Origin of the sequence: Sphingomonas sp. CCH10-B3 (assembly GCF_001556185.1) — a bacterium.
Lineage (GTDB): Bacteria > Pseudomonadota > Alphaproteobacteria > Sphingomonadales > Sphingomonadaceae > Sphingomonas > Sphingomonas aquatica.
Map to the genome: position 1 here is coordinate 85,368 of NZ_LSIJ01000014.1, position 10,418 is coordinate 95,785.

Annotated in this window: 9 protein-coding genes and 1 pseudogene; 6 read left to right on the plus strand and 4 right to left on the minus strand. The window is 63.7% G+C overall.

The features are described 5' to 3' along the window. Window positions 1–70: 70 nt before the first annotated feature. From bamA to fabZ, 3 genes are read left to right on the plus strand one after another with little or no spacing between them, the layout of a single operon-like run. Window positions 71–2,743 (plus strand): outer membrane protein assembly factor BamA, encoded by a 2,673-nt coding sequence (gene bamA / locus AX672_RS04300; protein WP_082730372.1) that lies wholly within the window; start codon window positions 71–73, stop codon window positions 2,741–2,743. Further along, window positions 2,743–3,390, plus strand: coding sequence for an OmpH family outer membrane protein (locus tag AX672_RS04305; RefSeq protein ID WP_066648756.1), 648 nt, complete (start codon window positions 2,743–2,745; stop codon window positions 3,388–3,390). Before bamA ends, AX672_RS04305 begins: the two co-directional genes overlap by 1 nt. A gap of 19 nt (window positions 3,391–3,409) precedes the next feature. After that, on the plus strand, window positions 3,410–3,871 hold the full coding sequence (fabZ, locus tag AX672_RS04310; RefSeq protein WP_066648758.1) for a 3-hydroxyacyl-ACP dehydratase FabZ: 462 nt from the start codon (window positions 3,410–3,412) through the stop codon (window positions 3,869–3,871). A gap of 101 nt (window positions 3,872–3,972) precedes the next feature. Here the strand turns inward: fabZ and AX672_RS04315 are convergent, their stop codons facing one another. The 4 genes from AX672_RS04315 to AX672_RS04330 form a co-directional block, all read right to left on the minus strand. Further along, window positions 3,973–5,409 (minus strand): AMP nucleosidase, encoded by a 1,437-nt coding sequence (locus AX672_RS04315; RefSeq protein ID WP_066648761.1) that lies wholly within the window; start codon window positions 5,407–5,409, stop codon window positions 3,973–3,975. Between the two features lie 107 nt (window positions 5,410–5,516). Continuing rightward, a complete protein-coding gene (locus AX672_RS04320) occupies window positions 5,517–5,846 on the minus strand; it encodes a hypothetical protein (RefSeq protein ID WP_066648762.1) in 330 nt (109 codons plus the stop codon). Between the two features lie 66 nt (window positions 5,847–5,912). Then, on the minus strand, window positions 5,913–6,395 hold the full coding sequence (locus AX672_RS04325) for a peroxiredoxin (protein ID WP_066648810.1): 483 nt from the start codon (window positions 6,393–6,395) through the stop codon (window positions 5,913–5,915). Between the two features lie 88 nt (window positions 6,396–6,483). Beyond that, entirely contained in the window at window positions 6,484–7,431 is a 948-nt protein-coding gene (locus AX672_RS04330) for a glycosyltransferase family A protein (RefSeq protein ID WP_066648767.1), read from the minus strand. Between the two features lie 24 nt (window positions 7,432–7,455). On the opposite strand from AX672_RS04330, the gene AX672_RS04335 reads away from it, so the two are divergent. From AX672_RS04335 to AX672_RS04345, 3 genes and pseudogenes are all read left to right on the plus strand, one after another. Further along, window positions 7,456–8,016 (plus strand): YqgE/AlgH family protein, encoded by a 561-nt coding sequence (locus tag AX672_RS04335; RefSeq protein WP_066648770.1) that lies wholly within the window; start codon window positions 7,456–7,458, stop codon window positions 8,014–8,016. 117 nt (window positions 8,017–8,133) lie between these two features. Further along, window positions 8,134–9,549 carry an adenosylhomocysteinase gene (gene ahcY / locus AX672_RS04340; protein ID WP_066648773.1) on the plus strand — a complete coding sequence of 472 codons (1,416 nt, stop codon included), beginning with the start codon at window positions 8,134–8,136 and terminating at the stop codon, window positions 9,547–9,549. 154 nt (window positions 9,550–9,703) lie between these two features. Next, window positions 9,704–10,418: pseudogene (locus tag AX672_RS04345) on the plus strand (histidine kinase); the annotation flags it as partial.

Below are 10,418 nucleotides of genomic sequence, written 5' to 3' on the forward strand. Positions count from 1 at the left end.
TTTCCTTTGGGGAGCAGTAGTGAGAGCAACCTCTGTGACGAACACCGCCGCCCGCCCGGCTGCGTGGCTGATGGCGAGCACGATTCTCGCCGGATTGCCGATCGCGGCTGCTGCCCAGACGGCGGCACCGACGCCGCCTGCGGCTGATCCTGCCGCACAGGCCACGCCCGCCGCTGCACCTGCTGCACGAGTGATCCGCACGCTGCGCGTCGAGGGATCGCAGCGGATCGAGCCCGAGACCGTGCTGTCGTACACCAAGCTCCGGGTCGGTGCGAATTTCAGCAACGAAACGCTCGACCAGGCGATCAAGGACCTGCTGGCGAGCGAGTTGTTCGCCGATGTGACGATCGACGGTGCGGTGTCGGGCGACATCGTGGTGCGCGTGCGCGAAAACCCGATCATCAACCGCGTGCTGCTTGAGGGGAACAAGCGGTTGAAGGCGGACAAGATCACCAAGGAGATCAAGCTCGCCCCCCGCCAGATTTTCACCCGCACGGCGGTCCGTCAGGATGTGGCGCGCATCATCGAACTTTATCGCCGCCAGGGGCGGTTCGCCGCGTCGGTTGCGCCCAAGATGGTCTCGCTCGACCAGAACCGCGTCGACATCATCTTTGAGATCAGCGAAGGCCCGAAATCCAAGGTCCGCCAGATCAACATCATCGGCAACGAGGTGTTTTCAGACGCGAAAGTGCGCGCGCAGATGGCGACCAAGCAGGCCAGCCTGCTGACGCTGCTCAGCTCGAACACCAGCTATGACCAGGATCGGCTGGCGTATGACCAGCAGAAGCTCCGCCAATTCTACCTGACGCAGGGCTATGCCGACTTCAAGGTGACGTCGGCCGTCGCCGAACTGACGCCCGACAAGAAAGACTTCATCATCACTTATGTGGTGGAAGAAGGTAAGCGCTATCACTTCGGCGACATCACGGTCGACAGCGAAATCCGCGATTTCGACAACAAGCGCCTTGCCGCCTCGCTGGTTGCCAAGAAGGGCGACTGGTACAATGCGAAGAAGGTCGAGGATTCGGTCGACGCGATCAACCAGACCGCTGGCCTGTTCGGCTATGCCTTCGTCGACGTAAATCCCGAATTCGATCGCGATCCCGACAAGCTGCTGCTGTCGATCAATTTCCACATCGCGCAAGCGCAGCGTACCTATGTCGAGCGGATCGACATCAACGGCAATACGCTGACCAAGGACAAGGTGATCCGCCGCGAAATTCGCGTGTCGGAAGGCGATGCTTTCAACACCTTCCTCGTCAAGCGATCGCAGGACCGCATCAATTCGCTCGGCTTCTTTCAGGACAAGCTCGAGATCAAGCAGAAGCCCGGATCGGCGCCCGACCGCATCGTGCTCACCACGGACGTCGAGGAGCGCGCGACCGGCGAACTCAACCTGTCGGTCGGCTATTCAAGCCTTGAACGCTTCATCGTTCAGGCGTCGGTGAAGCAGCGTAACTTCCGTGGCTTGGGCCAGGAACTTCGTGCAAGCGCGCAATATTCGACCTATTCGAAACAGGTCGAACTGGGCTTCACCGAGCCCTATCTGTTCGACAAGAACATCGGTCTGGGCGTCGATCTTTTCCGGCGCGATTTGAATGCGTTCAACTTCGTCGGGACCACGCGCCAGACGACGTACACGCAGGTTTCGACCGGCTTCCAGATTCGCGCGAGCCTGCCGCTGACCGAATATTGGTCGGTCTCCGCGCGCTATGGGCTCACCTATGACGAGGTGGGTCTGGACCCGGCGACCTATTTTACCAACGGCGCGTGCGATCCGTTGCTGGCGGGGCGTTATCTTTGCGACCAGATCGGCAACCGGCTGACCTCGGCACTCGGCGTGTCGTTGCTTTATGACAGCCTCAACAGCCGAATTCGTCCGACCGCTGGTCAACGGCTGGTGGTGAGCGGCGATTTGGCCGGGCTCGGTGGTGATGTGCGCTACATTCGCACGCGTTTCGAGGGCAAGAAGTTCTGGAACGTCGGCAGCGGCTTTATCTTCTCGGTCGGGCTCGAAGGCGGCTACATCCTGCCGCTTGAGGGCAGCCGTGGCCCCGGTATCGATGCGGTCCGCATCAACGACCGCTTTTACCTTGGCGAGCCGCAATTCCGCGGCTTCGACATCCGCGGCGTCGGCCCACGCGTGCAGCGCCTGTTCTACGTGACCGACCCGACGACCGGCGTCCAGACGCTGCGCGACGGGCGCAACGAGATTGTCGACGACGCGCTTGGTGGTCGGGCATATTATCTCGGACGGCTCGAACTCGAACTGCCGCTTGGATCGGGCGCGCGCGAATTGGGCCTTCGTCCATCGATCTACCTCGACTTCGGCGCGCTGTTTGGCGTGAAACAGCCGCTGCCCACGGCGGTTTTTCCGACGCAGACCGTCAACGGCGTAACGACCGTGCTGCCGCTGACCCGTCCGGCTTTCGATGCGAGAGGCGCACCGCTTTACACCTTTGTCGACGGGCAGAACACGTTCGAGACTACCTGCCCAGCCGGTATTCCCGATGCCACCGGCGCGTGTGTCGGGACCGATCCCAACCCGATTGCGACACGTTCGATCGAACCCTTCCTCGAACGTTTCCTCGGCAATTCGGCGAGCCCGCGCCTTTCGGTCGGTATCGGTGTGAACTGGAACTCACCGTTCGGCCCGCTGCGGATCGACCTTGCGCACGCACTGCTCAGCCAGTTCGGCGAAGACACCAAACTCATTACTTTCAACGTAGGGACGCAATTCTGATGAAGACCAAGTTCACCAAGGCCGTGATCACGGCCGCCTTTGCCGTCGGCGTGCTGGCGCTGCCGCAAGCTGCCTTTGCGCAGGCGACGCTCGTCGTCGACGTCGACCAACTCTATAAGGACAGCGTCGCTGCCAAGAGCGGCAGCGCCCAGCTCGAAGCCAAATATGGTGCGCGCCTGCGTGACCTGCAGACCAAGCTTGAGGCCGCGGTCAAGGCCTGGAACGAGCAGGTCGAAGCGGCAAAGAAGGTCGCCAAGCCCGATGGCACGGTGCCCGACGCGACTCGCGATGCCTTGCAGAAGGCGCAGAATGACCTGAACCAGGCGAAGGGCGCCTTCGACGATGCGCGTCAGGAAATTCAGTATCTCAGCCAATATGTTCAGGCGCAGATCGTCGAAAAGCTGTTGCCGATCGCCGAAAGCATCCGCAAGGCGCGCAAGGGCGATAGTGTGGTGCCGCGCAATTCGCTGCTCGCTTTCGATCCTGCCAACGACATCACCGCAACCGCGCTTCAGCAGCTGAACGCGACGCTGACGTCGGTGTCGATCACGCCGCCGCAGCAGAACCAGCAAGCGCCGGCTGCAGGTGGCACCGCCCCCGCCAAGCCCGCAACCACGCCCGCCAAGCCCCAGCCGCAGAGCCGTTGATCCGGTGAGCGGCGACCAAATGGCAGCGGCGCCGATCACGCTCGATATCGGGCGCGTGATGGCGGCGCTGCCGCATCGCTACCCGATGCTGTTGGTCGACCGCGTCGAGGCCCTTCACCTCGACCGGTCGATCACGGCGATCAAGGCAGTGACGATCAACGAGGGCTTTTTTCAGGGGCATTTCCCGGGACGGCCGATCATGCCGGGCGTGCTGATCGTCGAAGCGCTGGCGCAGGCCGCCGGCGTGCTCGCGGTCGAATCGCTGGGCCTCGCGGGGAGCGGCAAGCTCGTCTATTTCATGGCGATCGAAGGCGCGAAATTCCGGAAGCCCGTCGAGCCCGGCTGTCTGCTCAAGCTTGAAGTCGAATTCGTCCAGAAGCGATCCAGCGTGTGCAAGTTCGCCGGCCGCGCGCTAGTGGATGGCGTGCTGGCCGCTGAAGCGAGCTTCACCGCAATGATCGCTGACCCGCCGAAGGCTTAGTTCTTTCTCACACAAAGACGCGAAGCCACGAAAAGAAGCCTGACCCTTCTTCGTGCCTTTGCGCCTTTGTGTAAGATGCCCTTTCGACCCGCTACGCGGCTCTACCGGAACGGCGGCTCGTTGAATGCGCGCAGCTTGCGGCTGTGCAGCTTGGCGCCTTCGCGGCGCAGTTCTTCGCAGGCTTCGATGCCGATCTTCATATGCTCTGCAATCGCGCGTTCGTAGAAGCGGTTGGCCTGACCGGGAAGCTTCAGTTCGCCGTGGAGCGGCTTGTCCGACACGCACAGCAACGTGCCGTAAGGAACACGGAAGCGATAACCCTGCGCGGCAATCGTCGCCGATTCCATGTCGATGCCGACCGCGCGCGATTGCGAAAAGCGCAGCGCCGACTTGGAATAGCTCAATTCCCAGTTGCGATCGTCAGTGGTCACGATTGTGCCGGTGCGCAAGCGGCGCTTGAGCTCGTCGCCCGACTGGCCCGACACCGTCTCCGCCGCGCGCGCCATCGCCTGCTGCACCTCGGCAATCGCCGGGATCGGGATTTCGGGCGGCAGCACCGAATCAAGCACATGGTCGTCGCGCAGATAGGCGTGCGCGAGCACGTAATCGCCGATCCGCTGACTGGGGCGCAGGCCGCCACAATGACCGATCATCAGCCACGCTTCCGGCCGCACAACCGCCAAGTGATCGCAGATCGTCTTCGCATTCGACGGCCCGACGCCAATGTTGACGAGCGTGATGCCGGTTCGGTCGGGCGCGATCAGGTGGTAGGCGGGCATCTGGTGCCTTCGCCATGCGCTGTCGGTGACCAGCTTGTCGGGGTCATCGCCCGCTTCGATCACGATCCCGCCCGCGCCTGACACCGCCGTATAGCGTGAGTCAGGGCCGAGCTGATCGCATGCCCAGCGCACGAATTCATCGACATAGCGATGATAGTTGGTGAACAGGACGAAGCGCTGGACATGCTCGGGCGGTGTGCCGGTGTAATGGCGCAGGCGCGCGAGGCTGAAATCGGTGCGCAGCCCGTCGAACAGCGCGAGCGGGCGTACCCCGTCGGGCGCCTTCCACTGCCCGTCGGCGATTTCGTCGCCGATATGGGCCAGCTCGGTTGCAGGAAAATGCCGCGCCAGCTCGAGCGCCGATACTTCGTCGAGGCTCACCGCATGGCCCGGATCGAGCACATAGGGGAAGGGGATTTCCTGCCGCCCGGCGACGGCTTCAACCTCGACGTCGTAATCCTCGAGCAGCAACGTCAGCTGCTCGGTCAGATAACCGGCAAAGGTCGCGGGCTTGGTGACGCTGATCGCATATCGGCCCGGCTGCACGAGCCGACCGAACGATCGCATCGGCGCGGGGCGATCGGGTCCGCCCTTATAGTTCAGGCGAATTTCGGGGTAGGCGAAGGATCCGTCATGCCGCGCCTCCGGCGGCGGGAGCGCGCCATCGGCAAGATAGGCCGACAGCGCGGCACGGAGCCGCTCGACCGATGCCGTGTAGAGGCGGTCGAGTTCGGCGACGATCTGGGAAGCGTTGGTCATGCCAGCGGGCTAAGCCAGCGATGCGACGCTGGCAAGACAAGCGCGACACAAGCGGCACGCCGAAAAAGGACCGGCGCGACGTCATACCGCCGCGCCGGTAGTACAGATTACTTGCCCTTGCCCGACTTGCCGCCGGTCGACTTGGGGGCGGTTTCGCCAGCCGCAGTGCCGAGCTTGCTGATGCCATAGGCAGCGCCGGCCGCAACCGCCGCAACGCCGCCGACAATGGCAGCGGCGGCGACGGGGTTTTCCTTCACGGCTGCGACCGTGGTGTCGACAGCCTGCTCGATCGCTTCCTGCGCGCGACTGATCAGGTTCCGATCGATGCCCGTCGCCTGCGACACATTGTCCGCCAGATCATTGGCGGACTCGCCGTTCTTGCCGACGGGCTTCTTCGAAAAATCAGTCGCGTTGGGGTAATCGGTATCGGTGGTCATCTTGGCGTCCCTTCACCTCGGGGTAGAGATGCAGTCAACGCCAAGCGACCGCCGGTGTTCCCGAAGTCAGAGCTGTTCGAGCAAATGTTCGGCCGAGCTGACCTTGAACTCGCCCGGTGCCTCGACGTTCAGCTGGGTGACGACGCCGTCCTCGACCAGCATCGAATAGCGCTGACCGCGCAGGCCGAGGCCGAACTTCGATCCGTCCATCGTCAGCTCGACTGCCTTGGCGAAATCGCCATTGCCGTCGGCGAGCATCGTGACCTTGCCGTCGGCGGCATTGGTCTTGCTCCACGCGCCGAGCACGAAAGCGTCGTTGACGGCCGTGCAGGCGACTTCGTCGACACCCTTGGCCTTCAGCTCGTCGAGCTTGTCGATATAGCCGGGCAGGTGCTTAGCCGAGCAGGTCGGCGTGAACGCGCCGGGGACCGAAAACAGCGCGACCTTGCGGCCGGCAAAGAAGCTGGTGCTGCTGACCGCGTCGGGGCCTGCGTCGGTCGCCTTGATCAGCGTCACTTCGGGAAGCTTGTCACCAACCTTGATCGTCATGGCCATTCTCCAATTGCCGTGGATGCGCGCGCTCTAGCCGAGCCGCCGCGCGGCGCAAAGCGGGCACTTAAGCAATAGCCATGGAGCGCTAGAATTGGCGATTGAAGCGTACGCGCGCGGCAAGCAAGGGACGAGCCACGCCCGGGACAGCCAAGAGCGGCATCGCAACATACCATTTGAGCGAGCGGCGCCACGGCTCGCCTTCACGCAAGCGTTTGAGCCCTGCGCGCGCCTCGCCCCGCAAGACAAGCGCTTCGCCTTCAATCACGGCCAGTTCACGCTCGACCGATGTCCGCATTTCGCGCGCCACGGCGGCTTCAGGGCGTCCGGCGAGTCGAATCTCCGCATTGGCATAGACGTTGATCACCGCGCTCAGCAGCCTGGCGGTATTGGCCGACATCGAATCGGCGCGGCGCCGATAGCGCGATAGCGGCGCGTTGACATAGGCCGCGCGCCAGCCACGTTCGATGATCTTGATCCAAAGATCGAAATCTTCGGCCGATTGCAGCGCCGTGTCGAACCCGCCCGCCTCGACCAGCGCTTCGCGCCGGATCAGGCTGGCGATGAAGACGTTGAAGTCGCGCCGCAGGACCCGTTCGAGCGAAATCGGATCGACCTGCGGAACATGCGCCGAAAAACGTTCCCCGACCCGCGACGCACCGAAATAGGTCGCGTCGCAGGTCACGAACCCCAGGCCGGGATCGGCAAGGATCGCCTGAGTCATCAGTTCCAGATAGCGCGGCTCGTACAGATCATCGCCGTCGAGCAGCGCGATCAACGTGCCGCTGGCGACCGCGATCGCGCGGTTGCGCGCGGTGGATAGCCCGCTATTGTCGGTCTTCAGCAGCTTGAAGCGTACGTCCGACAAATAGGGCTGCACAGCGCTTTCGACATCGTCGGGCGCGCCGTCATCGACGATGATTGCTTCCCAATGCGGATAGGTTTGCGCAAGAATCGACTCGATGGTCTGGCCGACAAGATGGGCAAGCCCATAAGCGGGGACGATAATCGAGACGATCGGCGGTTTCGCGGGCATGCTGCCACTTTATAAGGTCGAGTTATGAACGATCCCTGCTACCTGACCGGCCAATTCCTGCTTGCGATGCCGGGTATCGGCGATCCGCGCTTCGACCATGCGGTGATCGCGATGTGCGCGCATGATTCGGAAGGGGCGCTCGGCATCGGCATCGGCAGCGAGATCAGGGGACTCGGCCTCCACGATCTGCTCGGCCAGCTGGCGATCGACTCGAGCGCCTGCCCCGACCGCGCGGTCAGCGTCGGCGGACCGGTCGAGCCCGGACGCGGCTTCGTTGTTCATTCGCGCGACTGGGCGGGGCAGGATACGATCGATGTCGCCGGGCGCTGGGCATTGTCGGGGACGCTCGACGTGTTGCGTGCGATTGCAGCGGGCAGGGGGCCGCGCCAGTGGCTGGTCGCGCTGGGCTATGCTGGATGGGGCGAGGGTCAGCTCGACGAGGAAATGACGCGGCACGGCTGGCTTTCGGTTGAAGCCGATCCGGCGCTGATCTTCGATGTGCCCGCTGCCGAACGCTGGAACGCGGGCATGGCCGCGGCGGGGATCGACCCGCGCTTGCTGTCGGTGCAGGCCGGCCACGCCTGAAACGACTACGCATATAAAGACATCTTTATATTTGATTTGGCGCTTTGGCGCGGCTATGGGCGCTCAAGCTGGCGGCGTTCGTGCTTGCCATGAAGACCCAGACTCAGGAGATTTTGCGTGGCCACCGTCCTCGATCGCCCGAACGATTATGTCGTTGCCGACATCAGCCTTGCCGATTTCGGCCGCAAGGAAATCAACATCGCCGAAACCGAAATGCCCGGCCTGATGGCGCTGCGCGAAGAGTTCGGCGCGTCGAAGCCGCTGACCGGTGCGCGCATCACCGGTTCGCTGCACATGACGATCCAGACCGCGGTGCTGATCGAAACGCTGACCGCGCTGGGCGCGCAGGTCCGCTGGGCGACGTGCAACATCTTCTCGACGCAGGACCATGCCGCCGCCGCGATCGCCGCCACCGGCGTGCCGGTGTTCGCGATCAAGGGCGAGAGCCTCGCTGACTATTGGAACTATGTCGGCTCGATCTTCGACTGGGATGATGGCAACGGCCAGACCGCCAACATGATCCTCGACGACGGCGGCGACGCGACGATGTTCGCGCTGTGGGGCGCCAAGCTCGAAGCCGGCCATTCGTTCGCCGAGCCCGAGAATGAGGAAGAAGTCGAAATGCAGCGCGCCGTGAAGGAATTCATCGCGCGCAAGCCCGGCTACCTCACCGAGACCGTCAAGAACATCAAGGGCGTGTCGGAAGAGACCACCACCGGCGTTCACCGCCTCTACGCCATCGCCAAGAAGGGCGAGCTGCCGTTCCCGGCGATCAACGTCAACGACAGCGTCACCAAGTCGAAGTTCGACAACCTTTATGGCTGCAAGGAATCGCTGGTCGACGCGATCCGTCGCGGCACCGACGTGATGCTCGCGGGCAAGGTCGCGACGGTCGCCGGCTTCGGCGACGTCGGCAAGGGCTCGGCGCAGTCGCTCCGCAACGGCGGCGCGCGCGTGCTCGTCACCGAAATCGACCCGATCTGCGCGTTGCAGGCGGCGATGGAAGGCTTTGAAGTCGTGACGATGGAGGAAGCCGTCGAGCGTTCGGACATTTTCGTCACTGCGACCGGCAACGCCGATGTCATCACCGCCGATCACATGCGCGCGATGAAGAACATGGCGATCGTCTGCAACATCGGCCACTTCGACAGCGAGATCCAGATTTCGGCACTGTCGAACTACAAGTGGACCGAAGTGAAGCCGCAGGTCGACCTGGTCGAGTTCCCCGACGGCAAGCAGATCATCATCCTGTCGAAGGGCCGGCTGGTGAACCTGGGCAACGCGACCGGCCACCCGTCGTTCGTGATGTCGGCGAGCTTCACCAACCAGACGCTGGCGCAGATCGAGCTGTTCACCAAGGCCGATCAGTACCAGAACGAGGTCTATGTGCTGCCCAAGCACCTCGACGAAAAGGTCGCGGCGCTTCACCTCGAAAAGCTCGGCGTCAAGCTGACCAAGCTCAGCCAGAAGCAGGCCGATTATATCGGCGTGCCGACCGAGGGTCCGTTCAAGCCCGATCACTATCGTTACTGATCTTGGTCGGCTTCGGCCGCCGACGATTGCAAGAGCCCCTGTCGCGCTGCGGCGGGGGCTCTTTTGCGATTAACGGGTGCGAGGCGCTTCCCAGCCGCGCAACTGCTGTTCTACAGCAAGCCATGACTGCCTTGCCGCCGCGTCCAATGGCGCCATGATCACGCTTGCTCCTCTCACCGCACTCCTCGTCGGTGCGACGCTCGCCGCGCTGATCGCAGGCGCGGTCTCGGCGCTGTACACCGGACTGGCGCTGCGCGGCGCCCACCGGGCAGCCAGAAATAGCGCCGAGCGGCTGGGGGCGCTGATTGCGTCCGCGCCAGTGCTGGCAGCGGTTGTCCATGCCGATGGCCGGATCGAGATGCCGCAACGCCTGGCCGACTGGCTGGGGCTGGCCGCGCCAGTGCGGTTCGTGAGTGACCTTGCGGCTGGCGACAGCGGGCTGGCGGCTGATGATCTTGCGGCATTGGTGGAGGAGATCGCCTCGCTGCAGCGCGTCGGGCGCCCTTTTGCGCGGCTCGTCCGCCCGATCGGCGGCGCGCGCTCGCTGCGGATCGAAGGACAGCGCGCGGCCCGCGAACTGGGGTTGGCGGGCGGCGTCCTGCTGTGGATATTCGATACTACCGAAAGCGCAGGGGCGATCACGCGCTTGCGCGAGGAAGCCGCCCAAGTCCATGCCGCGTTCGACGCGCTGACCGGCCTGATCGAAGCAGCGCCGATGCCGATGTGGTATCGGACCCCCGACCTGCGGCTGGGAATGGTCAACACGGCGTATGTCAAGGCGGTCGACGGCGCCGACGCCGATGACGTGATCGCGCGCGGACTCGAACTGGTCGAAGGGTCCGGGCTCGGCGGCCCGTTGGCAACGGCGG